Here is a 26,298-nt window from a genome sequence, read left to right on the forward strand (position 1 = left end):
TCCGGCCCTCCGGGTGCGCCTTTCGCGGCGCCGCGCGCCGGGCCGGGCGCGGGTCAGGGGCCAGGTCAGGACGCGGGTCAGGGGGCGGTGGGCCGGGAGATCCAGACGTTGACGCTCAGCCCCCAGCTCCCGCCGGGGGGCACGGTCAGCGTGCGGCCGTCCTGCCGGGTCTTCAGCCGTATCACCTGGGCGGCCGGGCCGTACGGGGCCACCTGCCCCGGCTCCGCGCCCATGATCACCGGCTCCCGGCCGGCCTCCTGGATCTTCCCGATCACCCGCAGCACGTCGGCCGGCTGGGCGGTCGCCGCCGTCCGGGCCGCGGGCAGCCCGCACATGCCGCGGATCACCTGGAGGAACCGGTCGGCGGTGGCGCGCTCGACCACCACGACCGACCCCCGGTCGCCCAGCCGCGCGCACATGCCGTCGACCGCCGCGACCTCGCCCTGGTCGACCTTGGAGACCAGGAACCCGCCGGACGTCAGCAGGACGGGCGCCACGAGCAGCACCACCGCGACGCCCACGGCCCAGCGGGTGGGGCGCGGCCCGTACCCGAGGCGGCGGACGCGGCGGAGCACCCAGGCCGTCCCCCACACGGTGAACAGCAGCAGCCCGGGGATGACGAGCCCGATCAGCCGCCGCGACGCCCACGGGTGGTCGGGGGTGATGCCCGGCCGCAGCAGCACCTGCGCCGTCGTCCAGACGACCACGGCGTACGGGAGCAGCCACTCGGGCGACCGGCCGCGCAGCAGCCGCCGCACGAGCAGCGCCGCGCCGAACGTGGCCAGCAGCAGCGCGGGCAGGCCGATGTACCAGATCACCCAGTAGAGGGACAGCTCCGTGTACTGCCGGGTGCCGTCGACCGGCAGGTGGCCGATCCGCTGCACCAGCTCGATGAAGTGCGCGTTGAGCAGGTCGTCGGGGTTGTCGGGGACCCGCCGCACGGTCTGCACCAGCGGCCGGACCGCGAAGCCCGCCATCACCAGCACGGTGAGGACGGCGGCGGCGCCCGGGAGCCGTCCCCTGGAGATCGCGGCACCCGCCCGCCGCAGCCGGGACCCGGTCGCGTCCCACTTCAGCAGCACGACCATGAGCACGGTGGCGGCGGCCAGCGCCGCCGTGATGAGCAGCAGCGGATCGAACGAGGCGTGCAGGTACCTCAGGTACGGCCGGGACAGCGTGAACCCCTCGGTGAGGCCCGCGCCCGCGCCGATCACGAGCCCGGCGGCCAGCGGGTACCCGGTCCGGCGCCCGCGTGCGACGAGCAGCCCGGCGAACACCAGGACCGGCAGGATGTCGCGCAGCCCGTCGACGCGGACCAGCACGATGAGCCCGAGCGCCAGGCCCGCCAGGAACGCCTTGGCCCGCGCCGAAGGGACCCGTCCGGACGCGCCGCCGGGCTCCCCGACGTCGTGCAGCAGGGCCAGGCCGCCGAGCAGCAGCACCAGCGCGGGCAGCTCGCTGAACGTCGAGCGCGACGCCCACAGCATCGGCAGCGTCAGCGCCAGCAGCAGCGCCCCGCCGGGAGCCCAGCGCGGCCCGACCAGCCGCGCGACCAGGCCCCCGAACGCCAGCACGGCGCACGCGCCCAGCAGCGGGGCCATCCACAGCACGCCGTGGGTGCCGCCGATCCAGCCGCCGAGCGCGAGCACCATCGGCAGCCCCGCCATGAACTGCGGGACGATCGCGCCGCCGTCCTGGTAGAAGGCCGGGCTGGCGTACTCCAGGACGCCGTCGCCGCCGCCGAACGCCTCGCGCATCTGCGGGATCGGCAGCGAGCCGTGATCGGCCAGCCAGATCGCGAACTGCGCGTACGAGGCGGGGTCGCGGCGCACGATGATCTGCTCGGAGCACATGACCACCTGGACCACCAGGAACCCGCCGGCGACCGCCAGCGTCCCGCCGGTGGACCACCACGACACGGCGCCGAGCCCGCCGCCGCTCTTCCCGCGGTCCCCGTCGCCGGGCCGATCGCCGGTCCCGGCGCCGCGCGGGGTGCCGCCGGCGCGCGGACGGGTGCGCAGGCCCTGCCACAGGGCCAGGGCCGCCACCGGCACGAACAGCGCGATCGTGGGGGCGGGGCGGAAGACCCCGGCCAGCAGCAGCGGCAGCGAGACCACCAGCCACGCCACGATCAGCAGCGCCGGGGCGACCGTGATCCGGGCGAGCAGCCGGCCCGCGCTCACCGCCTCGCCCCCGGGTCGTCCCTCACTCCGCTCATTCATCGATGCGGAGCGTAGCGGGGATGACGAGGCGGTGGCCTCCGGCCGGCCGGGCGGGCTCTACGCTCACCTCATGACCAAGCCCGATGGACCCGCCGGAACCGGCGGCCGTCCCGCGGCGGACCCCGCCGGCCTGCTGCGCGACCGGCTGGCGGCCGACCCGTCCCGCCCGCTGGTGACCTTCTACGACGACGCGTCCGGCGAACGGGTCGAGCTGTCGGCCAAGACCTTCGACAACTGGGTGGCCAAGACCGCCAACCTGCTGGTGGACGGTCTGGCCGCGGAGCCGGGCGGCCGGGCGGTGCTGGTGCTGCCGCCGCACTGGCAGAGCGCGGTGTGGCTGATGGCGTGCTGGGCGGCCGGTCTCGTGGCCGAGCCGGTCGATCCGGACGCGGTGCGGCCCGGATCCCGGACCGTTCCGGCCGGCCCCCTGGGGGCCTCCGCGCCGTACATCCTGGCGGCCTCGGAGGAGGTGCTGGGAGAGGTGGCCGGCGACCGGGACGCTGAGGAGGTCGTCGGGCTGTCGCTGCACGCGCTCGGCGGGCCGCTGAGCGAGGTCCCCGCCGGCGTCGTCGACTACGCGGTCGAAGTGCGCGCGTACGGCGACCGGTTCGCCGCGGACCCGTCCGTCACGCCTGACGCGCCCGCCCTTACTGTGACAAAGGTCACATCGAGTGCGGCGGAGCTGGTGGCCGCAGCCCGCCGGAGAGCGGAGAAATGGGAGCTTGACGCGCACGACCGAGTGCTGGTTGACATGTCGTACGCCACACTCGACGGGGTTCTGGCGGGCCTGCTCGCACCACTAACCTCGGGTGCTTCGGTCATAATCCAACGAAACTTTGACAAAGCGTCCCTAGATCGACGAGTGACCCTGGAGCATGTGACCGCGGTCGCGGGACTCCCCGGATGGAATGACGCATCCGGGTCCGTACGCCGCCTCGCCTGACCTAATCTCTCTTTGCTCTCGCCTTGACGCCCCGCCCCCTGGAAGTGGGCCAGCCCCCGGACACGGAGCCGATGAACAGCAACCCGATGTACATGGAGTACGTCGACGACGCCGATCCGCAGCCGGCGCCGCGTCGGCGCGGCTGGCGCATCCTCGGCTGGGTCTGCGTCGGGGTGTCCGCCGTCATGGTCGCCGGCTCGCTCACGATGTACGGCGTGTACCGGAGCGCCCTCGGCAACATCAACCACGAGGACACCAACGGCCTGGTCGGCCCCAACCGGCCCAAGAAGCTGAACAGCGCGATGAACATCCTGCTCCTCGGGTCCGACACCCGCGCGGGCGACAACGCCAAGTACGGCAAGTCCATGAAGAACGAACTGCCGCGCTCGGACACCATGATCCTGTTGCACCTGTCGCCGGGCGGGGGCCAGGCGATGGGCATCAGCTTCCCGCGCGACCTGATGGTCTCGATGCCGTCCTGCAAGACCTCACACGGGACGACCACGGCGGCGCAGTCGCGCGCCCAGATCAACTCGGCTTTCACGCTCGGCGGCGCGTCCTGCGTGGTCAAGACCATCGAGCATGTCACCGACATCAAGATCGACCACTTCATGCAGGTCGACTTCAACGGGTTCAAGGCCATCACGAACGCCGTCGGCGGTGTGCCGGTGTGCCTACCCAAGGACGTCAACGACCACAAGGCCAAGCTCAAGCTGAGCAGGGGCACGCACGAGATCAAGGGCGAGACGGCCCTGGCCTACGTCCGCAGCCGGTACGCACTCGGCAACGGCTCCGACACCGACCGGATCAAGCGCCAGCAGAAGTTCATGGGCGCGCTGGCCAACAAGGCGATGAGCGCGGGCGTGCTCACCAACCCCGGCAAGCTGCTGTCGCTGATGAACGCGACCACCAAGTCGCTCACCACCGACGAGGAGCTGACGCCGCCGGTGATGATGAAGATCGCGCAGGGCATGCAGGGGATGACCTCGGGCAAGCTGCGCTTCGTCACGGTGCCGTCCGGCGCCGACCCGCTCGACGTCAACCGGGTGGCGCTCAGCCCGGCCGCCCAGCCCTTCTTCAGCGCGGTCCGCAACGACAAGACCGTCCCGACCGAGCCCAAGGCGGGCGCCTCGAAGATCCCGCCGAGCCAGGTCCGGGTCCGGGTGTTCAACGCCAGCGGGATCGGCGGCCAGGCCGCCCGGGTCGCCGAGGACCTTCAGTCGCAGGGCTTCCACGTCGAGGTCGGCGGCAACGCCCCCACCTCCAAGGTCACTCGGGTGATGTACGGGGCGGGCGCCGACGAGCACTCCCAGACCCTCAACCGGCTCATCCCGAACGCGCCCCAGCCGACCGCGCGCACCGGCGGCAAGCCCGGCGTGGTCGACCTGATCGTGGGCTCCAACGGGATTAACCTCAAGAGTGCCAAGGCGGGGATCCCGACCCAGCAGGGCGAGATCCGGGCCGACGACGACATCTGTAAGGGGACCTGACCCGCGGCAGCCATGACGTACTCCAGCAGGCCCCCAGCGGCTCCCCAGCCCAGGCGACCGTGGTCGCCGGACCCCGGACAGGACCAGGATCCGGCCTCCGGGCCGCCGCCTGCTGGAACGCCCGCACCCGGAACGCCCGCCCTCGGCACGTCCCCCTTCGGGACGCCTGCCCTCGGCACACCGGCCCTAGGAACACCGGACCTCCACATACCGGCCCCCCACGCCCCGGCGCCGCGGGCGCCGGAGCCCCCCGGGGCGCCGCCCGTCGGCCCGCCGGGCGCGGGAGCCCCGGCCCCCGGCCCGCCGGTCGCCGGGACGCCGCCGAAGCCCCGCAAGGAACGCGACCCGTTCTTCGACAACGCCAAGTTCCTGGCGATCCTGCTGGTGGTGATGGGCCACTCGCTGGCCAACCTGCTGAACGTGCCGCTGGCCAGGGGCCTGTACCTGTTCATCTACATGTTCCACATGCCGCTGTTCATCGTGGTCACCGGCTACTTCTCTCGGAACTGGACGTTCTCCGGCGGCAAGGCCCGCAAGCTGATCACCAACGTCGGCGTGCCGTACGTGGTCTTCGAGATCGCCTACTCGCTGTACGACTGGCTGGCCGGCCGCAACGAGCTGGAGATCAGCCTCCTCAACCCCTACTTCCTCACCTGGTTCCTGTGCGCGCTGTTCATGTGGCGGCTGTCCACCCCGGTCTGGCAGCAGATCCGCTGGCCGCTCGCGGTCTCGCTGGTGTTCTCGCTGCTGTCGTACATGAGCGATCTCGGTGGCACCTTCGACGTCCACCGGGTGATCGGGCTGCTGCCGTTCTACGTGCTCGGCCTGATGCTCAAGCCCGACCACTTCGAGCTGCTGAAGAAGCCGGTGGCGCGGGCGCTCGGCGCGCTGGTGCTGCTCGGCGGGTTCGGCGCCGCCTGGGTGGCCAAGGACCGCATGTCGCGCGACTGGATCTACTGGAAGAGCCCGCACGAGGACCTCGGCGTCGGCAACGTCGTCGGGACCGGGATGCGGCTGGCGATGTTCGCGTGCGCGGTCGTGCTGGTCGCGGCGTTCCTGACCCAGGTGCCGAGGCGGCGCACCTGGTTCACCGGGCTCGGCGCGACCACGCTGTACGCCTACCTGCTGCACGGGTTCGTCACCCGGCTGCTCCAGTTCACCGGCTGGTGGGGCTCGGCGTGGATGCACACCGTGCCGGGCGTCCTCATCGTCATGGTGGGCGCGATCGTGGTGGGCACGCTGCTGTGCTCCAAGCCGGTGGTCACGGTGATGGGGTGGGCGCTCGAACCCAAGATGACCTTCGCGTTCACCGGGCTGCGCCGTCCTCAGCGCAACGTGACGGCCAAGCGGCCACCCAAGACGCGTCCCCGCCCGCCCCGCGACGGCGGCGGCGGAGAGGGAGACGGTGCGGAACAGGCGCCCCCCGTGGGGGCGCACAGAGCGTGACCGATCGGCCGGCCGGGTCCCGGACCGTCGGATAACCTGCAATCGACCGCCGTTCCTCCCCCCGAGCCTGCGATCGAGGATCGGCGGCGTCCATCACTGTCAGTGGGAGAAACGTGTCACCGCTCCTCAGCGTCGTTGTGCCGTTCTACAACGTCGAGGGTTATCTGGAAGCCTGTCTCGACTCCTTGCAGCAGCAGACGCTGCGCGACATCGAGATCATCATGGTCGATGACGGCTCCCCCGACGCGAGCGCGGCCATCGCCAAGGAGTTCGCCGACCGCGACGACCGGTTCCACCTGGTCGAGCAGGAGAACCAGGGCCTCGGCCCGGCGCGCAACACCGGCGCGATCCGCGCCACCGGCACCTACCTGGCGTTCGTGGACTCCGACGACGTCCTCCCCCGCTACGCCTACGAGCTGATGGTGGGGACGCTGGAGGAGACCGGCTCCGACCTGGCCTGCGGCGGCGTCCGGCGGCTCACCTCCGCGGGGCCGCGCAGCTCCCCGATGCACACCGAGATGTTCCTGGTCACCGACAAGCGGACGCACGTCTCCAAGCGGCCCGACCTGCTCGGCGACCGCACCGCGTGGAACAAGGTGTTCCGCAAGGCGTTCTTCGACAAGCACGGCTTCGCGTTCCCGCCGGGGCTGTACGAGGACGCGCCGGTGACGATCCCGGCGCACTTCCTGGCCTCCTCGGTGGACGTGCTCAGCGACACCGTCTACTACTGGCGCGAGCGCGAGGGCGAGTCCCAGTCGATCACCCAGCGGCGCACCGAGCCGGGCAACCTCGAGGACCGGGTGCGCACCACCCGGGCCGTCACCGCCTTCCTCAAGACCCGGTCGCCCGAGCTGTGGCGGGCCCAGCTCACCTCGGTGCTGTCGGGCGAGCTGCCCCTCTACATCGACATGGCCGGCGAGGGCGGCTCCCAGTACCAGGAGCGGCTGCGCGCGGAGGTCGGCGGCGTGGTCGCCGAGGCCGACGCCGCGATGCTGGCCGAGCTGACCGCGCTCAAGCGGCTCAAGTACCACTTCATCGGCAACGGGATGATCGACGCGCTGCTGGAGCTGATCACCTTCCAGCAGGCCGCCATCTTCACCGCCGACGTGGTCCGCAAGGGCGACCGCTGGTACGCCGCCTATCCCTACTTCGGCGACCCCGAGCGGTCCGTCCCCGACGACCTGTACGACGTCACCCGCGAGCTGACCATGCAGGGCCGCGCCGACTCGGCGCACTGGGACTACGACGGCATGCTGCACATCTCGGGGCACGCCTACATCACCCGGATCCCGATGACCGACCCGTCCGCGGACCCGGACGCGTGCGACATCCGGGTCTGGCTCCGGCACACCCGCAACGGCACGGTGGTCGAGCTGCCGTCGCGGCGCGCGCACCGGCCCGACGTGTCCGCCGACGCGCGCCGCGCCGCCGCCGACTACGACTGGGCCGGGTTCGAGGTCGTGATCGACCCGGCCGACCTGCGGGTCGGCCGCTACCGGTTCATGCGGTCCGCCAAGTCCCGGATGCTGCGGGCGCTGCGCTCGGCCAACTGGGAGCTGCACGCCGAGGTCACCGCGCCGGGCGGGCTCAAGGCCGCGGCGCCGCTGCGCGGGCCGCGGCGCAGCGACGTGCGCTGGGCCAACGCCTGGGACGCCGCCCCCGACGTGTGGATCCGGCCGGTCACCACCGCGAGCGACCGCTTCGTCATCCAGGTCAAGCAGCTCAACGCCCACATCACCGCCGCCGCCGTCAAGGACGGCACGCTCGTGCTCGACGGGCGGGTCGCCGACACCGCGGTGACCTCCGCCGAGCTGGTGCTGGCCCGGCGGCAGGGCATGGCCGAGACCCGGCACCCGGTCACCTTCTCCGCGGGCGGCCGGTTCAGCGCCGAGCTGCCCGTCGAGGCGCTGGTCTCGCGCGCGAGCGAGACCGCCGCGACCCTGCACACCTGGGTCACCGAGGGCCTCGACTGGGACGGCTCGCTCCAGGTCCCGGGGCAGGGCAAGCCGATCCGGCTGACCATCCACGACGACGTCGAGCTGCGGCACTCGCTCGGCGCCGACGAGATCGTGGTCACCCGTACCAAGTTCGGCAACCTGCGGATCGCCGAGCGGCCCCGCCGGCCCGCGGTGACCAGGGCCGAGTGGACGGACGACGGCCGGCTCGTCCTCAGCGGCGAGATCGCCGGCGACGAGCGCCCGGACCGCCTGCTCGTCCGGCTGCGCAGCGGCGGCGACACCCACGCGTTCCCGATGGCCTGGACCGAGGACGGCTTCACCGCCGAGCTGGCGCCCACCCGGGTGTCCCGCTTCGGCGAGGTGCTGCCGCTCTCGTCCGGCCACTGGGGCTTCTTCGCGCCGATGGCCGAGGGCGACGTCGCGGTCGCGGTGTCCCGCTCCTCGGTCGCCGGCCTGCCCGCGCCGCGGGTCGTCGGCCTGCACGAGTTCAAGCTCGCCACCTACCAGGCCGACGCGCTGCGGCTGGAGGCGCGTCCCGCGCAGGATGACGAGGAGCGCGGCGTCTACGGGCTCAAGCGCACCGCGCAGCGCGACTACCCGGCCTACCTGAACGAGCCGCTGCGCGACATGGCGATGTTCGAGAGCTTCCGCGGCCGGCAGTACTCCGACAGCCCCCGCGCGATCTACGAGGAGCTGGCCCGGCGGCGTCCCGACCTGGAGTGCGTCTGGGTCACCAAGGACGGCCAGTTCCAGCCGCCGGACGGCGTCCGGACCGTGCTGTACGGCGGTCGCGAGCACTTCAGGACGCTCGCGCAGGCCCGCTACCTGGTCGGCAACGACCCGATGCCCGAGTGGCTGGACAAGCGCGAGGGCCAGTTCTACGCGCAGACCTGGCACGGCACCCCGCTCAAGCGCATCGGCTACGACATCGAGCGGCCGAAGTTCAAGAACGCCCAGGACTACATGCGGCGGTTCAGCGCCGACGTCGCGCAGTGGGACGTGCTGGTCTCGCCCAACCCGTTCAGCACCCCGATCATGCGGCGCGCGTTCCGCTACGAGGGCGAGATCCTGGAGTCCGGCTACCCGCGCAACGACCTGCTCGCGCGCGGGAACGCCGCCCGCGCCACCCGGGTCCGGAAACTGCTCGGCATCCCCGAGGGCCGGAAGGTCGTGCTGTACGCGCCGACCTGGCGCGACGACCAGGCCCGGTCCGGCGGCTACCGCATGGAGCTCCAACTCGACCTCGACGCGGCCCGCGCGGCCCTCGGCGGCGACCACGTGCTGCTGGTCCGCGGCCACTTCAACCTGGGCGGCGGGGTGGAGGGCACCGACGGCGAGTTCGCCATCGACGTCAGCCGCTACCCCGACATCGCCGACCTGTACCTGATCTCCGATCTCATGGTCACCGACTACTCGTCGGTGATGTTCGACTACGCGGTGACCGGGCGCCCCCAGCTCTTCTTCACCTACGACCTGGAGCGCTACCGCGACCATCTGCGCGGCTTCTACTTCGACTTCGAGGCCGAGGCGCCCGGCCCGCTGTGCGGCACCTCGGCGGAGCTGATCGAGGCGATCGGCGCGGCCGAGGCCGCCGTGCCCGTCTACGCCGACCGGTACCGCGCGTTCCAGGAGAAGTTCTGCGCCTGGGACGACGGCGGAGCCGCGGCCCGGGTCGTCGACCGGATGCTCCGCGACGGTTAGTCCGGGACCGCCCGGGAAGTCACGACTCGGAGACGGCCGGAGGACCGCATCGCGGCAGCCGCTAGCATCATGGACGGTCTTCGAGTGACCCGGGCATGCGGTTCTGGGGCGAGCGCATGCCTCGTTCCAGTAATTCGATCTTGAGGTTCGCGCGCGGCGCGGCCGGGGAAGCCTCTCTTCACGATGAAAGGACACACCTCCATGGCGAATTTCACGCTCGAGGACGTTCGGCAACGGACGTACAAGGCGCGTGACGCATGGTGGACGGTACTGCTGGTCGATCCGCTCGCCTCCCGGATGGTCCGGTTCACGGCCAACCGGACCAACGTGACGCCGAACCAGCTCACCGTCGGCGCCTTGTTCCTCGGACTGGGCGCCGGCGCCTGCTTCGCGGTGGCCTCCTGGCCCTGGCTGCTGATCGGGGCCCTGCTCTACCACCTGTCGTTCACCCTCGACTGCATGGACGGCAAGATCGCCCGGTTGAAGGGCACCGGTTCGATCTTCGGTGCCTGGCTGGACTACATCTTCGACCGGGTGCGGGTGCTGGCCTGCGCGATCGCGCTGATGGGCGGGCAGTACGCGGCCACCGGCAACGTCGCCTACATCTGGACCACCGTCGCGGTCGTCTTCCTCGACATGCTGCGCTACATGGACGCCCTTGAGATCTACAAGGTGCGTTCGCAGATGCGCAGCAAGCTGACCGCGGCCCGCAACGAGGCCGGCGAGCTGGAACTGGCCGTCCGCGAGACCAGCGGCGGCCTCCACGGCGGCGAGGCGGTCGGCGAGGACCTGCGGTCGGCCGAGGGCGCCCTCGGCCCCGACCCCGAGGCCGACATGGAGGAGCAGGTTCTGGGCGACAACCCCAACCACACGCTCCAGCAGGGCTTCAACCAGCAGTTCCCGTGGTACTCCCGGGTCCGCGACGCGCTGCTGCGCGGCCGGATCCGCCCGCACCTGATCAGCGGCATCGAGTTCCAGATGGGCGTGTTCATCGTCGCGCCGATCGCCGCCGCGATCATCTCCGGCGCGGTCATCCCGGTGGTGGTGCTCTCCGGCATCGGGATGCTGGCCTTCGAATTCGTGATCATCTACAAGTTCTGGCTGTCCAGCCGCGACTACAGCCGCAACCTGGCCAAGCTGGAGGCCAAGATCGGGAGCCTGCGCGAACAGCTTCCCGCCGAGCAGCACGAGGCCACGGTCGGCAGCGCCGGCTGACCGTCCGCCCGCCCGCCTCAGGACCCCCGGAGCTCCCCGCTCCGGGGGTCCTCGCTTGTGCGCGGGCGGTCAGGAGCGACCGCGGCGCAGCAGCCGCATCAGCCGCGAGGTGCCGCCGACGACCTCGACCGAGAGGTTCCCCCGAGCCGTCCGGAAGGGGCGCGGCCCCCGGCCGGCGCCCCCGCCGGGATCGGCCACGGCGGGCGCCCGGAACGTGCCCGTGGCCGATCCGACGGTGACCTCGTAGTGGACGTCCCACTTGCCGCGCCCGGCGCCGCCCAGGTCGATCTCGCCGGAGATCCAGAACCGGCCCGCCTCGCCGGCCGCCCCGGTGCGGCGATCGGCGGCGAGGTCGGCGGTGCGGGTCTCGTCGGACTCGCGGTGCCGCAGCACCGCCCTGACCGCCGGGGCGTCGGCGCCGTCCGGCAGCGCGGTCTCCAGCTCGGCCGAGAGCCGCAGCCTCGCCGGCGCGGTCACGGCGGTCTCCGACTCGGTCACGGGGCCGGCCAGCCCGGCGAGCCCGCCCGCGTGCAGGGCCAGGGCGCCCACGCCCTTGGTGAGGTAGGGCGTGACCACCGGGCTGCCCGCACGCACCCGCGCGACCCGGGCGCCCGGCTCGCCGACGCCCGACCCCGGCGCGGGGACGAGGCGGCCCTCGTGCACCCGGCCCTGCGCGTGCACGACGGCGAAGGTGTCCCAGCGGCCGGGCGGGAGCGGGCCGCCGCCCGCCACCGCGCCGAAGTCGATCTCGGCGAGCAGCGGGGTGCGGCCCCGCCCGTCGGTCTCGCCGGCCTTGCGGAACGGGACGCGGTACTCGCGGCGGCCGTCCCGCTCGCGCAGGACGAGCTCCTCGTCCTGCGCGACGCCGTCGGCCCGCTCGACGAACGCGTGGCCGCGCACCGCCAGCCGGCCGGCCCGCCACTCGACGCCGCTGACCCCGCGCCGCCAGCTCAGCGGCCCGTTCACCTGGTAGACGGCGTCGGGGACGTCCAGCGCCGGGTCGCGGAAACCGGGGTAGGCCATGTAGGCGCGGTCGCCGTCCAGCACGATCGGCGGCGGTTCCTCGGTGTGCACCCGCGCCGCCTCGTCGACCAGGTCGTCGAGGCCGTGCCGCAGGGCGTGGTCGAGCAGCCGCATGTACGGGGACAGCGCCCCCATGATCTCGGGGTTGCCGAAGGCGGCGATCAGGTCGCGCGCCGCCGAGCGGGTCGCGCGCCGCTCGTCCGCGGAGAACCGGGGGTAGCGCGGGTCGAACCGGGAGAACACCTCGATCGCGAAGTGCCGGCGCAGCAGCCGGTCGCGGACCTCGCCGGGCGCGGTGCGCTCGGCGACGAAGGCCATCAGGCCCTTGATCTCGGGGAAGTACGCCGCCGCCGGGGCGCCGCCGGCCTGGAGGGCGCTGCCGCCGTCCTCGCGGTCGACCCAGTAGTAGCAGTCGTAGTCGGCCAGCACCGAGACGCCCTTGGCCTCGAAGTAGGCGCGCACCGCGAAGATCTGGTCCTCGCCGGACAGGACCTTCTCGGGGAAGCGGATCCGGTGGCGGTCGAGCAGCGACCGCCGGTAGAGCTTGAGCGCGGTGATGCTGCCGTAGAGGTTGGGCACCGCGTCGAAGATCGTGGTGAACTCCACCGTCGTCCGGAAGAGGTGCGGGTTGATCTTGCGGCCGATCCCGACGTACTTGGGCACCACCACGTCGGTGCCGTGCTCGTCGGCCAGCGCGCAGCAGCGCTCCAGCGCCTCCGGGCCGAAGTAGTCGTCGGCGTCGAGGAAGAACACGTACTCGCCGGTGGCCCGCTCGATGCCCACGTTGCGGGGCCGCCCGGGGCCGCCGGAGGCCGCCTGGTGGACGACCTCGAACCCCGGGCGCCCGGCGGCCAGGCGGTCGAGCTCCTCGCCGCTGCCGTCGGTGGACCCGTCGTCCACCGCGATGATCTCGATCTGGTCGGCGGGCAGCGTCTGGTCGAAGACGGACTGGAAGGTCCGTCTCAGCGTGCTCCGGCTGTTGTGCACGGGCACGATGACGCTGACCTTCGGGCTCCCCATGCGACTCCACTTCCCACCGATGGCGGCGTTACGCGCCGCTCCCCCGATCCCGCGGACACGGGAACCTGAACGTTCGCTGGAAATGACGCCCCAACCCGAACAGAGGTTGCCCGAGTGACCAGAAATGTTCGGTACGCCGCCATCATTCTATGAATGCGGGCGCCTCACCGGACGGTCTCTCCGGCATCCGCGGGCTCCTCTCCGCTCGCGTCAGCGGGCGATACAGCCCCGTTCTCGGCCATCTCCGGCATCTCGCCGGCCGCCGCCGAGCCGGCGGCCGGGACGGCCGCCTCGGCCCGGGTGCGGGTACGGGCGCCGGGGATGATCGCGAGCGCGGCGGCCAGGCAGGCGAACGGGATCGCCGGCGGGATGTAGCGGTAGTCGAAGTCGGCGGTGGCCGCCGGGATGACCACCAGGGCGGCGCCGAGCGACCAGGGCAGCAGCACCGAGCCGCCCCAGCCCGAGCGGGGCCGGAGCCGGACCAGCACGCCGAGCAGGCCGGCGCCGAGCAGCACGCCGAGCACCGGGCCGGGCGTGTACCGGCGCCCCTGGTAGTCGCGGATCCACTCGGCGTACGGGGCCACGACGCGGACGCGTCCGCCGCCGTACCGCTCGGCCAGCAGCGCCTGCTCGTCCGACCACGCCTCCCCCGCCGGGAAGCGGAGGTTCTCCTCGGTCCACGGGGTCGGGTACGGGTCGCGGCCCGGCTCGAACGCGCGCAGGGTGTCGTGCACGACCACGTTCAGGTAGTCGCCCGGCTGCGCCTTGATCGCCATATCGGCGAACTCGCCCGCCATCGTGTTGGCCTGGTCGCCGTAGATGCCGCCCGGGATCGTCTTGAACGGCGAGTCGGGACCCCACAGCGCGTCGAAGGCGGGCGCCACCCGCAGATCGGTCCGCGGCAGCTTCGGGCACATGACTTGGAGCTCCGGCGGCGGCTTGATCTTGGCGCAGTCGGCGAACCCGACGGTCCGCCCGTACAGCCAGACCTTGTCGGCCTTGCTCAGCGCGAACGCGCCGTGGTGCCGTTCGAACCAGGTCATGTACGCCGCGAACGGCACCGCAAACGTCACCCCCGCCGCGACCAGCGCGGCGAGCGTGCGCTTCCAGCCGGACCAGCGCAGCAGCATCGCCACCGCGATCACCGCGAGGAACGGCAGCCCGGCCAGCCGGGTCAGCGCGGCGCAGGAGATGATCAGCCCGGCCAGTGCACCGGTCCACCAGCTCACCCGCCGCCGCCACAACACCACCGTGACGGCCGCGACCAGCAGGAAGGTGAACAGGCTGTCGGCGAGCAGCATGTGCTCGGCCTGGACCAGGTTGCCGTCGTACAGCACCGGGACGGACGCGGGGGCGGCGAGCAGGCCGGGCAGCCAGATCCGGCGGCTCCAGGCGGCGCGGGCGTGCCGCCAGACCAGGGCGTAGACCATGACCCCGGCGGCGGCGCCGAGCCCGGCCTGGACGGCGGCCACGAGGGTGAGGTCGTGGAACGGTTCGAGCCCCCGGAGGAAGACCGAGTAGCCGCTCGGCCGCCCGATGTGCGGCGAGAAGTCGACCGCCGAGCCCAGGTAGCCGTAGGAGTCGCCGCTCCACAGCGGCATCGGGTAGCCGCGCAGCGCGGTGACCCGGACCGCGATCGCGCCCGCCAGCACGACAGCGAAGAGCAGGTGCGCCACGGCGAACCGTCCGGTGCCGAGCACCGCCCGGCGGAGGGGTCCGCGGCGGGGCACGGGCTCGCGCGCGGAGGGGACGTCGGTTCGGGGTGACTCCGGGCCGCTCACGGCGGCGGCTATCGGCGGCACGTCCGTCCCGTCATTCGATCATCGGACGCGTACGGGAGTGGGTACGGGCTCACGGCCGGAAGCCTATCGAGACCGGCGCCGTCCGCGGACCCGCCGGGCGTCCGGATCCGGCGGCGGGCAGGGCGATCCGGGGCCCCGCCAGGCTCCCCCACCGGGGCCCTGCCGGCGGGTTCGCGGGCCCGGTGCGGGCGCGCCGCGGACCGGGCCCGCGGATTCAGATGATCTCCGCCGGGCGGGCCGGGGCCGCGGCGAGCAGCCCGGTCCACTGGCGGCAGACCTCCTCCAGCCCGTACGCGGCGCGGACCTGCTCGCGGGCGAGCCGGCGCTCGTCCTCCCAGCGTCCGCCCGCGACGGTGGAGGCGATCGAGGCGGCCATCGCCGCCGGGTCCGGGTGGATCCAGCGCGGGTCGTAGATGGTGTCGGCGCCCGGCCAGCCGAGCAGCGCCGGCACCGCGCCGGCGGCCATGCCCTCGGCCGGCGCGAGGTGGAAGCTCTCGTCGTCGCTGGTGGACAGGACGAAGCCGATCCGCCGCAGCCACGACGCCACGTCGCGGCCGTAGGAGTCGAACACCACCCCGCCCGACAGCAGCGGCGAGCGGCGGATCCGGCGGAACACCCGCTCGTAGTGCTCGCGCTCGTCGTCGCGCTGCCAGATCCACCAGTACTCCCACGGGAGCTTGGACTTGACGAACAGGGTGAAGCGCGGGTCGTCGCGGCGCAGCTCCTCCAGCACGTCCAGCGCCAGGTCCAGCCGCTTGCGGGACGGCGCGATGCCGATCATGCCGAGGTGGTGCCGGGCCCCGGCGAGCTTGGGCCGGTCGAGCTGGTCGTCGTCCACCCAGTTGGGCACCACGGTGACCTTGCCGGCCGGCCAGCCGGTGATGTCCCGGGTGAGGCCCGCGTAGTGCGGGCTGACGCAGACGACCTGGTCGACGGCGTCGATGTCGAGGTGCTTCGGCCAGCCCGCGTACAGCTCGAAGCGGTGCAGCCGGACGACGAGGCGCTGCCCGGGGCGCTTGTTGCGGGCGTACCAGAGCGCGTTCGGACCGCACCACTCGCAGACGACCACGTCGGCCCAGTCGGCCAGCTCGCGGCTGCGGTCCGGGTCGTGCACCTTGAGCGCCGCCCAGTGGTCGACGCGCACCTCCATGTCGGGCCGGGACCGCAGGTAGTCGAGCAGCCGGGTGAAGAACTTCAGGTCGTGCCCGGCCACCCCGATCCGCAGCAGGCGCCGCTCGGCGACCGCGAGCGGCGCGAGCGGCGGTTCGGCGGGCGGCGCGGTCGAGAGCACCTCCGGGGCCGTCGCGGCGGCCCGCGCGCGGGCGGCGTAGCGGGCGGTGGCGTCCAGGACGGCGTCCGACGGCTCGGGGAACGCCTGGGCGAGGTGGCGGGTGAGGCGCCCGGCGGCGGCGTCCAGGGTGAAGTCCGCCGCGGCGGTGCGGCACCGGCCGGCCGCGAGGGTGTACACGTCGGGGTTCTTGCCGATGAGGGTCAGCGCGTCCACCACGTCGGACTCGGACGCCGCGAACAGCGGGTAGTCGGCGCCGAGCAGCCGCTCGTGCATCGGCGTCCGGTTGAGCACCACCGGCACGCCGAGCGTCCCGCACTCCAGGACCTTGGTGGACAGCTCCAGGCTGGCGTCCATCTCCGGGTGCCGCCAGGACAGCCCGACGTCGCCCGCCGCGGTCAGCCGCATCGCCCCGGCGCGCGGATGCCCGCCGTGCCAGACCACGCCCTGCCCGGTCTCCAGCGCGGTGCGCATCCGGGCCGCGAACGCCGGGTCGGCCGGGTCGTCGTGGATCTTGTCACCGACCATGTGCAGCTCGGCGTCCACGCCGCGCATCCCGAGCAGGCGGGGCAGCGAGGTCATCTCGTAGGTGTTCCAGCGCGGCGCGAACTTGCCGGTGTAGACCAGCCGCAGCGCCCGCCCGTCCGGCGGGCCGTCGGGGCGCGGTTCGAGACCGTCCGGCAGCACCACCACGGGCGGGAACAGCACGCTCTTGCCCGCCGTCGCCGGGACCGCGCTCTCCAGGAAGCCGCGCAGCTCCTCGGTCTGGCACAGCAGCAGCCGGGACGCGTCGGCGATGCGCCGCAGCTCGCCCTTGGCCGCGCCCTCGAACGCGCCCGCCGCCTGCGGGACGTCGGTCAGGTACGTCCAGAGGCGCCCGGCGAGCGGGGACGCGGCCAGCTTCGCGGCGAGCCGCCGCCCCCGGACGACGACCAGGTCGAAGGGGTCGTCGCCGTCGACCCGCGCGAGGATCTGCGCGGCCGTCCGCGGGGCCATCGCCTGAGCGGCGTCGACCAGCCTCTCGGCGTGCGGGCTGCGGACGGTGACCCCGGGCAGGGCTCGCAGCGGATCGACCAGCCGGCCGGTACGGACCGGGGCCTTGAGGACCAGGGTCACCGCGCAGCCGGCGCGGGCCAGCGCCTGCACCATGCCCTGGACCCAGATCGCCGAGCCGTCGATCAGATTCATGTCGACGTCGCCGTAGACGAGGGCGCGTGGTCGCACAGGATGTCCTTCCGTCAACGGGTCTGGACGAGGTGGGTGAGGTGGGCGGGGGTGGTCGCGGTCGCGTCCCATTCCAGGACGGCCAGGGTCGGCGGCGGCGCCTCGCCCCACAGCACCAGCGGCAGGCCGCGGTCGCGGGCCAGCTCGCGCACGTTGTGCAGGGCGCGGTCGCGGTCGTACATGCCGGGAGTGCCGAGGTAGGCCCACGGGCCGCCGGGCTCGCCCGCCGCCGCGTCGACGACGAGCGCGTCGACGTCGGCGGTGCCGAGCGCGGTCGCCGCGTCGTGCGGGTAGAGCGCGACCACCCTGGCGTGCCCGCCGAGCGCGGCGGCGGTGCCGCGGGCGAGCACCCCGGCGATGACCAGGCCCTCGTAGGGGGCGGCGACCAGGAGCCGGTCCTCGGGCCGGTCGACGGGGTCGAGCCGGATCCGCTCGCCGTCGCCGCCGCCGCTGGACGCGGCCGTCGGGACGTGCCGCTTGCGCCACAGCCGGTACAGCTCGCGCGGGAGCCGCACGCCGCGCCGGCGCGGGCTGCGGGCGGCGCCGGCGACGAGCCGGCCGAACTGGAGCGTGGTCGAGGTCTCCAGGGCGTCGAGCCGGCGTTCCAGCTCCTCCACCCGGGACTCGCGCTCGCGCAGCGCGGCGCGGAGCCGCGCCGCCTGCCGGCCGGCCTTGGCCGTCGAAGATCTATCGTTCACCGAGGAACTCCATGATCACTTCTGCGATCCGCGGGCCGGCCTGGCCGTCCCACAGTGGCGGGCGGAGGTCCGCGCCGGGCGGCGGGGACTTCAGTGCCTTGCGGGCCTCCGGGACGAGCTCCTCGAAGGCGACCAGGCGGTTGGTGCCGTGCGTGATGGTGATGGGCCGCTCGGTGTTGGGCCGGACGGTCAGGCACGGCACCCCGAGGACGGTGGTCTCCTCCTGGAGGCCGCCGGAGTCGGTGACGACGGCCGCGGCGCCCCGGACGGCCGCGATGAAGTCGATGTAGCCGAGCGGGTCCAGCACGTGCACCCGCGGGTGGTCGTCCAGCCCGGCGGCGAGCAGGGTGGCGCGCCCGCGCGGGTGCACCGGGATGACCACGTCGGCGAGGTCGGCGACGCCGTGCAGGTGCCCGACGAGCGCGGCGGCCGTGTCCGGCGCGTCGACGTTCGCGGGCCGGTGCAGGGTGGCCAGCACGTACCGCTCGGGCAGCCCGTGCGCCGCGCGGACCGCGCCGGTGTCGAAGGACCCCAGGTTGCGCAGCAGCGTGTCGATCATCGGGTTGCCGACCAGGTGCGCCCGCGCCACCGGGACGCCCTCGTTCGCCAGATGGCCGACCGCCTCGGGGCTGGTGACCAGGCACAGGTCGGAGAGCTGGTCGGTGAGCCGCCGGTTGACCTCCTCGGGCATGGTCATGTCGAAGCTGCGCAGCCCGGCCTCCACATGGGCGACCGGGATGCGCATCTTGGCCGCGACCAGGGCGGCGGCGATCGTCGAGTTCACGTCGCCGTACACGATGACGAGCTCGGGTGAACGGCTCGTGAACTCGGCCTCCAGCCCGGTGAGCAGCGCGGCCGTCTGCGCGGCGTGGCTGCCCGAACCGACGCCGAGGTTGACGTCGGGCTCGGGCAGCCCCAGCTCGGTGAAGAAGATCTCCGACATCCGCTCGTCGTAGTGCTGGCCGGTGTGGATGACGGCCTGCTCGGCCCCTCGGGCCGCCAGCGCGTCGAGGACCGGCGCGGCCTTGACGAAGTTCGGCCGCGCCCCCAGAACATGCACGATGGGCGCCACGTGTTTTTCCCTTCTGTTCATCGGGGTCGCCTAGGCTTGCCCGCCGTGCTGAAAAGATGCGTCTACCTGCCCGGACTCGCCTGGAGACAGCTCCGCGACGACCCGTCCCGGGCTCCCCGGCTGGCCGTCCGGCTGCTGGCCCGCGCCGCACCCGGACGCGCGGGCGCGCGTCTCGGGCGCTCGCGGCTGGCGGTGCCGAGGCCCCGCGCCGAAGCCCGTGAGACCCGCGACCTGCGCGCCCTCCTCACCCATACCCATCCGTCCCGGCCCGCTCCCCCCGCTCCTTCCGGCACCGGAGTGCTCCAGTTCGTGACGAACGCGCTGCCAGTGACCAACGCGGGCTACACCATCCGGACGCATCGGATCGCACTCGCGCAGCGGGAACTCGGGTTCGACACCCAGGTGGTGACCCGTCTCGGCTACCCGCTCAGCCAGGGCGTCGGCGACGAGCGGCCCCGGGTGGAGGTGGACGGCGTCCCTTACCACCGGCTGCTTCCGTGGTTCCCGGCGAAGGATCCGGTGCGGGCGGTCGAGCGCGGCGCCGACCTGGCCGGGCGCCTCATCGAGGAGCTGCGGCCCTCGGTGCTGCACGCGGTCAGCAACCACCTGAACGCGGCGGTCGCGCTGGAGGCGGGACGCCGGCACGGCCTGCCGGTCGTGTACGAGGTGCGGGGATTCTTGGAGGATTCCTGGCTGTCGCGTGACCCGTCCCATTCGGAGGGCGACCCGTTCTACCGGCTCACCCGCGAGCTGGAGACGCGGCGGATGGCCGAGGCCGACGCGGTGGTCACCCTCGGCGAGGCGATGCGCGCCGAGATCGTCTCGCGCGGCATCGACGGCGCCAAGGTCTTCACCGTCCCGAACGGGGTCGACGAGACGTTCCTGGAGCCGCTGCCGGACGCGGCCGGGCTGCGCGCCCGCCTCGGCATCGCCGCCGACGCGCCGGTGGTCGGTTTGACCTCCTCGTTCTATGGATACGAGGGAATAGACACATTGATCGACGCCGCCGCGCTGCTCCGTGAGCGCGGCACGCCGGTCACGCTGCTGCTGGTCGGCGACGGGCCCGAGCGCGGGGCCCTGGAACGTCGGGCCGCCGCGCACGGCGTGCACGCCGTGTTCACCGGCCGGGTGCCGATGGGGTCGGTTCGTCATTACCACGCGGTCCTCGATATGTTCGCGGTCCCGAGGCGTTCGGACCGGGTCTGCCAATTGGTCACCCCACTCAAACCGATCGAGGCGATGGCCGGGGGAATCCCAGTAATAGCAAGTGATGTCAAAGCTCTGCGGGAAATACTGGAACCGGACGTAACCGGAACGTTAACAGTTCCCGAAGACCCGGAATCTTGGGCGATTTGTCTGGCCGAAATCATTTACAGTCCAGATCAGCGCCGAAAAATCGGACAGGCGGCCCGGGAATGGGTCAGGACGGAACGCACCTGGCGTGCCGTCGCGGCCCGCTACCGGAGGGCGTACGCCATGAGGTGAACTCGCGAGGGGAGCGGGGCGTGGATCTGGATCTTGTGGTCATCGGACTCGGCTACGTCGGGCTGCCGCTGGTGCGGGAGGCGGCCGGGGCGGGGCTGCGGGTCGGCGGGCTCGACCGCGACCCGCGGGTCGTCGCCGGACTGGCGGCCGGGCGCTCGCACATCGGCGACGTCTCGGCCGGCGAGGCCGCGGCCCTGCTGGAGGCCGGCTTCCTCCCGAGCGCGGGCGAGGAGGTGCTGGACGGCGCCCGCACCGTGGTCATCTGCGTGCCGACGCCGCTGTCGGCCGAGGGCGGCCCGGACCTGACCGCCGTCCGCGGCGCCGCCGAGACGGTCGCCCGACACCTGGCGCCCGGCACGCTGGTGGTCCTGGAGTCGACCACCTACCCGGGCACCACCGACGAGGTCGTCCGGCCCATCCTGGAGACCTCCGGGCTGACCGCCGGCGAGGACTTCCACCTGGCCTTCTCGCCGGAGCGGATCGACCCGGGCAACCCCGTCTACGGGGTGCGCAACACCCCGAAGATCGTCGGCGGGCTGACCCCGGCGTGCGCGACGGCCGCGGCGGCCTTCTACGGCAAGTTCGTCGAGCAGGTCGTCCAGGCCCGCGGCACCCGCGAGGCCGAGATGGCCAAGCTCCTGGAGAACACCTACCGGCATGTCAACATCGCGCTGGTCAACGAGATGGCGGTGTTCTGCAACGAACTCGGCATCGACCTGTGGGACGCGATCGACTGCGCCGCGACCAAGCCGTTCGGCTTCCAGGCGTTCCGGCCGGGCCCGGGGGTCGGCGGGCACTGCATCCCGATCGACCCCAACTACCTGTCGTACAAGGTGCGCTCGCTCGGCTACCCGTTCCGGTTCGTCGAGCTGGCCCAGGAGATCAACGACCGGATGCCCCGGTACGTGGTGGAACGCGCCCAGCAACTGCTCAACCGCGAGGGCCGCGCCCTCAAGGACGCCAAGGTGCTGCTGCTCGGGGTGACCTACAAGGCCGACATCGCCGACCAGCGCGAGTCGCCGGCCCGGCCGGTGGCGCGCCGACTCGTCCGGCTGGGCGCCGACCTGGCCTTCCACGACCCGTTCGTGGACGCGTGGCGGGTCGAGGACACCGAGGTGCGCAACGCCGGGGACGACCTGGTGGCGGCGCTGAAGGAGGCCGACCTGGCGATCGTGCTGGCCGGCCACGCCGAGTACGACGCCGACACGCTCGCGCGGCACGCCCGGCTGCTGTTCGACACCCGGGGACGCACCCGCGACGTCCAGCGTCCCACGGTGGAGTTGCTATGAGGTCCGTCCGCCGGACACTCGCCATTCATCGGCAATTTTCCTGGGCCGCCGAGAATCGGTTGTGGACGACTATCGACACACTCTCGGAGTGAGTGGAATGCGTGTCTGCGTTTGCACGGTGGTACACCATCCAGAGGATGCGCGAATCCTGCACCGGCAGATTCGCGCGCTGCTCGACGCGGGCCACGAGGTCACCTATATCGCGCCCTTCAGGGCCTGTAATGTGACGCCCTGGCGGAACATCAGCCCGGTCGACATTCCGCGCGCCACCGGCCGGCGCCGGCTGCGGGCGCTGCGCGCCGCGCACCGGGCGCTGATCGAGCACTCGGCCTACGCCGACCTGGTCCTGCTGCACGATCCCGAACTGCTGGTCGGGCTGCCGCGCCCGGTGCGGCGGCGGACCGTCGTGTGGGACGTGCACGAGGACACCGCCGCCGCGCTCGGCGCCAAGGGCTGGCTGCCGGGCCCCGTCCGGCCCGTCCTCCGGCCCGCCGTGCGGCGGTTGGAGAACCGCAGCGAGCGGCGGCACCGGCTGCTGCTCGCCGAGGAGGGCTACCGGGGCCGGTTCTCCGGGGAGCACCCGGTCGTCCCCAACACCACCTATGTCGCCGACCTGCCGCCGAGCCCGCCGGACGACCGCCGCGCCGTCTACGTCGGGCACCTGTCCGCGGCCCGCGGCGCGTTCGACATGATCGAGACGGCCCGGCTGGTCGCCGCCGAGGGCGTCATGGTCGAGCTGATCGGCGCCGCCGACCCGCAGGTCCGCCCGGCGCTGCGCGATGCGCAGCGCGAGGGGATCCTGCGCTGGTACGGGTTCGTGCCGAACGACCGGGCGCTGCGCATCGCCGAGGGCGCGATGGCCGGGCTGGCGCTGCTGCACGACGTGCCGAACTACCGCCACTCGATGCCGACCAAGGTGGTGGAATACATGGCCCGCGGCATCCCGGTGATCACCACCCCGAACCCGCCCGCGGTGGACATCGTCACCCCGGCCGGCTGCGGGCTGATCGTCCCGTTCGGCGACCCGGCCGCCGCCGCCGAGGCCGTCCGGCGGCTGCGCGCCGACCCCGGGCTGCGCGCCGACTTCGGCAAGCGCGGCTACGAGGCCGCCCGCGAGCAGTTCCACTGGCCGGTGCACGCCGAACGGTTCGTCGCGCACCTGGAGACCTGGGCCGGGCGGTCCACCGCCACCGCCGCCGCCCCCTCCGTCCTCACCACCTGACCCTGAGCCGGCACGCACCCGCGGATCAGGTGGGCGGACGGTGCAGGTGGGTCGCCACCGCGCGGGCCAGCCGCGCCGCCGCGCCCGTCGGACGGCCGGCGTCGACCACCACGATGTAGCGGTCGACCCGCAGCGCGATCGTTCCCGCCGTCGGCCCGATCTCGTACGCCTCGTCGCCGCCGAGGTCGGTGCGCCGCCGCGCCTGCGCCTGGGTGGCCTGGAGCGCGTCCAGCAGCCCGGACGCGGACGCCCCGGCGGGCGCGACCCAGCGGATCGACACCCTCACGCCGCGCGCGGCGGGCTCGGGCTCGGCGTCCGTCGGTTCCCGGTCGCCCTTGATCCCGTCCTGGTCGCCGCGGATCTCCTCGTGGTCGCGCTCGTCCGGGTCGGCGCCCTCCGCACCGGTCTCCCCGGTCGGCGGCTCCCGCTTCTTGGGCTCATAGGCGCAGGTCACCGGGTGCGGCAGCCGCACCCCGCCGATGCTCCCCCGCTCCGGCCGGGTGACGTGGTCGGCCAGCCGCACCGTCGCGAGATCGGCCTTCTTCAGCAGCCCGCAGGCGTCGGGCCAGTCGGCCCCGGCCACCCCGCCGAGCTCGGCCGGCCCGGGACCGGACGGCCCGCCGCGCAGCGCGACCAGCCGCGCCGCCCCGTCCGGACGCGGCGCCGCCTCCGGCACCGCCGCGTACAGCAGCCCGCCCGCGGCGGCCAGCCACGGCCGCACCCCGCCGAGGTCGGGATCGAGCGCGAACGGCGCGGGCGTGGTGCGGACGCCGCCGCCGGACTCGACGATGTCGACCCCGGCGGGCAGCAGCCCCCTGGCGAGCCGGGGCCGCAGCGCGTAGACCCGGTCGCCCGCGCGGGCCAGCGCCGCATACGGCGGCGCCGCGCGCTCCCACACCCGGCGGCCCGAGGACACCCGCACCGCCTCCATCCGGCCCTGGTCGCCGCGCGCGCCTTCCGGGCGGTACGCGACGATCAGCAGGTCCCCCACCAGCACGCCCGGGCACATCGCGTCGCCGCACAGGTCGTCGCCGTTCCACACGGCGAACGGGGAGCCGTCCCGGTCGTAGGCGCGCAGGGCCGTGTCGTCGGACACCAGCGTGACGCCGTCCAGCATCGACACCTCGGGCGACTCCCCGGACCCGAGGGACCGGTCCCAGCGGACCCGGCCCGTCGCCGGATCGACCGCCAGCAGCCTGCTCCGGCCGCCGCAGTCCAGCGCCAGCGCCGACAGGGACTCCAGGCCGTCGGACGGATGCGCGGCGCCCTCGAACAGGCGGCACCCCGCGGGCAGCCGCCTGCTCCACAGCCGCGCCCCGGTCGCGGCCGACCGCCCGTTCAGCTCGTGGCGCGCGTCGTCGGTGGTGAGCGTCACGCCCGCGCCGGCGGGCCATTGCAGTGTGGTCCGGGAGGCAGCGGCGGGATGCTCGCCGGTCCGCCGCCACAGCACCCCGCCCGACAGCGCGTCCAGCCCGACGAACTGCCGGTCGCCGCGGTGCCCGTCGCGTTCGAAGTAGGCGGTCAGCCGGGAGCGGGTGGCGGACCAGCCGAGCATCGTCCACCCGGTGCGGCGGTAGGACCAGCGCGTCCCGCCGGTACGGGCGTCGCGCACCTCCAGGCCCCGGCCGGACGCGGTCACCACCTGCCCCTGCGCGACCGTGTAGGCGACGCTGTCGTACCCGGCGACCGGGCCGTGGTGCGTCCGCGCGGTCCGCTCCCAGCTCACCGCCAGCGGGCCCGGCGGCGGCCCGACCGCGCCCTGCGGCACGACCGGCTGCGCGGTCACCGTGTGCCGGACCTGCCACCACTCCGCGTTCAGCACGAACCGGTCGATCAGCACGGCGCAGAGCGCGACCGTCAGCGCCCCGGAGACGAGGCCGAGCGCGAGTCTGCCCCTGTCGAGCGGTCTCGCTCCGGAACCCGGCCGTTGCAGGCTCCTGACCACGCCCCGCCTCCCTCCGGTACCCCGTCTCGTACTGTTCTGCGAGAAACGACTCCCACCATGCCCTGTGCCGCGCGCCCGCGCGACACGGCCGGGAAGAACGGAGGAACCCGTGGAGGTCTTCACCTCATGGCGCACCTGGGACGACGCCGCCGCCGACCTGGCCGCGCTCCCGGTCGACCTGCCCGAACTCCGCAGGGCCGCGACCGCTGCCCAACGCTGGCACGGCGACCAGCGGCGCCCCACCGGCGTCCCCTACACCGAGCACCTGCTGGAGGCCCTGGAGGTGCTGGTCCGGGGTGCCGGCGTGACGGACCCGGCGGTGCTGGCCGCCGTGCTCCTGCACGACACCGTGGAGGACACCGGCGCGACCGTCCCGGAGGTGGAGGCCGAGTTCGGGCCGGAGGTGGCCGAGCTCGTCGACTGGGTCACCAAGCCCCCGGCGGCGGGCCCGGGACGGCAGGCCAAGCGCGCGGCCACCTCGGCGTACCTGCGGCGGCTCCGCGACGCCCCGCGCGCCGCGGTCCTGGTCAAGCTGGCCGACAGGGTGAGCAACGTGCAACGCCTCGACCAGATGCCGCCCGACTTCCAGCGCCGCTACTACGCCGAGACCGTCACCTACATCCTGCCGCTCGCCGCGGACGAGCCCTGGTTCGCGCAGTGGTACGCGGCATGGCGCGGGCACTTCGCGCACCTGCGCTGACCCCCGCGGGCCGTCCGGCCCCAGGGGGGTGCCCCGGCCGCGGATGAGGCATGATCTGGCCATGGACAGCGTGCGCGAATGGGTGGTCGAGGAGAGCGTCGTCATCGCGGCCGGGCCGAAGGCCGTGTACGAGGCGGTCGCCGACGTGCGCCGGACGCGCGAGTGGAGTCCCGAGGTCTTCGCCGTCTGGGTGCGCGGACGGAGCGTCCGGCCCGGCCTGAAGTTCGTCGGCTTCAACCGGCGCGGCCCGTGGGTGTGGTTCACCGACTGCCGGGTGACGGCGGCGGTGCCCGGCGAGGTGTTCGCGTTCCGGGTGTCGAGCTTCGGGATGGCCGTCGCGCTGTGGGGGTACCGCCTCGAAGGCGTCGGCGACGGCTCCACCCGGCTCACCGAGTACTGGGAGGACCTGCGCCGCGACAACCGCGGCTCCGCGTTCGTCTCGCTGCTCGGCAGGCTCTTCACCGGGGTCCCCGCCGAACGGCGCGCACCCGTCAACCGGGAGGGCATGCGGGTCACGCTGGACCGGATCCGATCGGCACTATCCCGATAAACGAG

17 protein-coding genes are annotated in these 26,298 nt (G+C 73.4%); 10 read left to right on the forward strand and 7 right to left on the reverse strand.

Annotated elements, in window-relative coordinates; genetic code table 11:
- Window positions 1–77: 77 nt before the first annotated feature.
- Window positions 78–2,222, reverse strand: coding sequence for a hypothetical protein (locus QP090_RS28170; protein WP_285942477.1), 2,145 nt, complete (start codon window positions 2,220–2,222; stop codon window positions 78–80).
- Between the two features lie 70 nt (window positions 2,223–2,292).
- On the opposite strand from QP090_RS28170, the gene QP090_RS28175 reads away from it, so the two are divergent.
- The 5 genes from QP090_RS28175 (at window position 2,293) to QP090_RS28195 (ending at window position 10,975) form a co-directional block, all read left to right on the forward strand.
- Complete coding sequence (locus QP090_RS28175) at window positions 2,293–3,165, forward strand: TIGR03089 family protein (RefSeq protein WP_285942478.1); 873 nt, start codon at window positions 2,293–2,295, stop codon at window positions 3,163–3,165.
- Window positions 3,166–3,236: 71 nt separating this feature from the next.
- Window positions 3,237–4,655 carry an LCP family protein gene (locus tag QP090_RS28180; protein WP_285942480.1) on the forward strand — a complete coding sequence of 473 codons (1,419 nt, stop codon included), beginning with the start codon at window positions 3,237–3,239 and terminating at the stop codon, window positions 4,653–4,655.
- A gap of 12 nt (window positions 4,656–4,667) precedes the next feature.
- Complete coding sequence (locus QP090_RS28185) at window positions 4,668–6,101, forward strand: acyltransferase family protein (RefSeq protein ID WP_285942482.1); 1,434 nt, start codon at window positions 4,668–4,670, stop codon at window positions 6,099–6,101.
- 113 nt (window positions 6,102–6,214) lie between these two features.
- Entirely contained in the window at window positions 6,215–9,760 is a 3,546-nt protein-coding gene (locus tag QP090_RS28190) for a bifunctional glycosyltransferase/CDP-glycerol:glycerophosphate glycerophosphotransferase (RefSeq protein ID WP_285942484.1), read from the forward strand.
- A gap of 201 nt (window positions 9,761–9,961) precedes the next feature.
- Window positions 9,962–10,975: a CDP-alcohol phosphatidyltransferase family protein gene (locus QP090_RS28195; protein WP_285942485.1), complete on the forward strand. Its 1,014-nt coding sequence runs from the start codon at window positions 9,962–9,964 to the stop codon at window positions 10,973–10,975.
- Between the two features lie 69 nt (window positions 10,976–11,044).
- On the opposite strand, the gene QP090_RS28200 is transcribed toward QP090_RS28195, so the two are convergent.
- The 5 genes from QP090_RS28200 to wecB form a co-directional block, all read right to left on the reverse strand.
- Window positions 11,045–13,144 (reverse strand): glycosyltransferase family 2 protein, encoded by a 2,100-nt coding sequence (locus QP090_RS28200; RefSeq protein WP_349666519.1) that lies wholly within the window; start codon window positions 13,142–13,144, stop codon window positions 11,045–11,047.
- A 38-nt stretch (window positions 13,145–13,182) separates the two neighbouring features.
- Window positions 13,183–14,748: a glycosyltransferase family 87 protein gene (locus tag QP090_RS28205; RefSeq protein WP_285942489.1), complete on the reverse strand. Its 1,566-nt coding sequence runs from the start codon at window positions 14,746–14,748 to the stop codon at window positions 13,183–13,185.
- 286 nt (window positions 14,749–15,034) lie between these two features.
- Window positions 15,035–17,296, reverse strand: a complete 2,262-nt coding sequence (locus QP090_RS28210) for a glycosyltransferase family protein (protein ID WP_285942811.1) — start codon at window positions 17,294–17,296, stop codon at window positions 15,035–15,037.
- Window positions 17,297–17,346: 50 nt separating this feature from the next.
- Window positions 17,347–18,030 (reverse strand): hypothetical protein, encoded by a 684-nt coding sequence (locus QP090_RS28215; RefSeq protein ID WP_285942491.1) that lies wholly within the window; start codon window positions 18,028–18,030, stop codon window positions 17,347–17,349.
- A complete protein-coding gene (wecB, locus tag QP090_RS28220) occupies window positions 18,020–19,093 on the reverse strand; it encodes a non-hydrolyzing UDP-N-acetylglucosamine 2-epimerase (protein WP_285942812.1) in 1,074 nt (357 codons plus the stop codon). Before wecB ends, QP090_RS28215 begins: the two co-directional genes overlap by 11 nt.
- A 54-nt stretch (window positions 19,094–19,147) precedes the next feature.
- Between wecB and QP090_RS28225 the strand changes: the two genes are divergently transcribed.
- The 3 genes from QP090_RS28225 to QP090_RS28235 all read left to right on the forward strand — a co-directional run bounded on the left by QP090_RS28225 (window position 19,148) and on the right by QP090_RS28235 (window position 23,098).
- Window positions 19,148–20,587: a glycosyltransferase family 4 protein gene (locus QP090_RS28225; protein WP_285942492.1), complete on the forward strand. Its 1,440-nt coding sequence runs from the start codon at window positions 19,148–19,150 to the stop codon at window positions 20,585–20,587.
- 26 nt (window positions 20,588–20,613) lie between these two features.
- Entirely contained in the window at window positions 20,614–21,876 is a 1,263-nt protein-coding gene (locus QP090_RS28230; protein WP_285942813.1) for a nucleotide sugar dehydrogenase, read from the forward strand.
- 97 nt (window positions 21,877–21,973) lie between these two features.
- Complete coding sequence (locus QP090_RS28235) at window positions 21,974–23,098, forward strand: glycosyltransferase family 4 protein (RefSeq protein WP_285942814.1); 1,125 nt, start codon at window positions 21,974–21,976, stop codon at window positions 23,096–23,098.
- Window positions 23,099–23,123: 25 nt separating this feature from the next.
- On the opposite strand, the gene QP090_RS28240 is transcribed toward QP090_RS28235, so the two are convergent.
- Window positions 23,124–25,043, reverse strand: a complete 1,920-nt coding sequence (locus tag QP090_RS28240; RefSeq protein ID WP_285942493.1) for an outer membrane protein assembly factor BamB family protein — start codon at window positions 25,041–25,043, stop codon at window positions 23,124–23,126.
- Between the two features lie 109 nt (window positions 25,044–25,152).
- Here QP090_RS28240 and QP090_RS28245 point away from each other — a divergent pair, with 109 nt between their 5' ends.
- Window positions 25,153–25,743, forward strand: coding sequence for an HD domain-containing protein (locus QP090_RS28245; RefSeq protein WP_285942495.1), 591 nt, complete (start codon window positions 25,153–25,155; stop codon window positions 25,741–25,743).
- 61 nt (window positions 25,744–25,804) lie between these two features.
- Window positions 25,805–26,293 carry an SRPBCC family protein gene (locus QP090_RS28250; protein WP_285942496.1) on the forward strand — a complete coding sequence of 163 codons (489 nt, stop codon included), beginning with the start codon at window positions 25,805–25,807 and terminating at the stop codon, window positions 26,291–26,293.
- Window positions 26,294–26,298: the final 5 nt, after the last annotated feature.

It is taken from the genome of Actinomadura xylanilytica, assembly GCF_030283145.1.
GTDB classification, from domain to species: Bacteria; Actinomycetota; Actinomycetes; order Streptosporangiales; family Streptosporangiaceae; genus Spirillospora; species Spirillospora xylanilytica.

Excerpts from the sequence above, each read along its gene's own strand:
- QP090_RS28170 (WP_285942477.1), bottom strand. The coding sequence starts at position 2,222 with ATGAATGAGCGGAGTGAGGGACGACCCGGGGGCGAGGCGGTGAGCGCG.
- QP090_RS28175 (WP_285942478.1), top strand. The coding sequence starts at position 2,293 with ATGACCAAGCCCGATGGACCCGCCGGAACCGGCGGCCGTCCCGCGGCG.
- QP090_RS28180 (WP_285942480.1), top strand. The coding sequence starts at position 3,237 with ATGAACAGCAACCCGATGTACATGGAGTACGTCGACGACGCCGATCCG.
- QP090_RS28185 (WP_285942482.1), top strand. The coding sequence starts at position 4,668 with ATGACGTACTCCAGCAGGCCCCCAGCGGCTCCCCAGCCCAGGCGACCG.
- QP090_RS28195 (WP_285942485.1), top strand. The coding sequence starts at position 9,962 with ATGGCGAATTTCACGCTCGAGGACGTTCGGCAACGGACGTACAAGGCG.
- QP090_RS28210 (WP_285942811.1), bottom strand. The coding sequence starts at position 17,296 with ATGAATCTGATCGACGGCTCGGCGATCTGGGTCCAGGGCATGGTGCAG.
- QP090_RS28235 (WP_285942814.1), top strand. The coding sequence starts at position 21,974 with ATGCGTGTCTGCGTTTGCACGGTGGTACACCATCCAGAGGATGCGCGA.
- QP090_RS28250 (WP_285942496.1), top strand. The coding sequence starts at position 25,805 with ATGGACAGCGTGCGCGAATGGGTGGTCGAGGAGAGCGTCGTCATCGCG.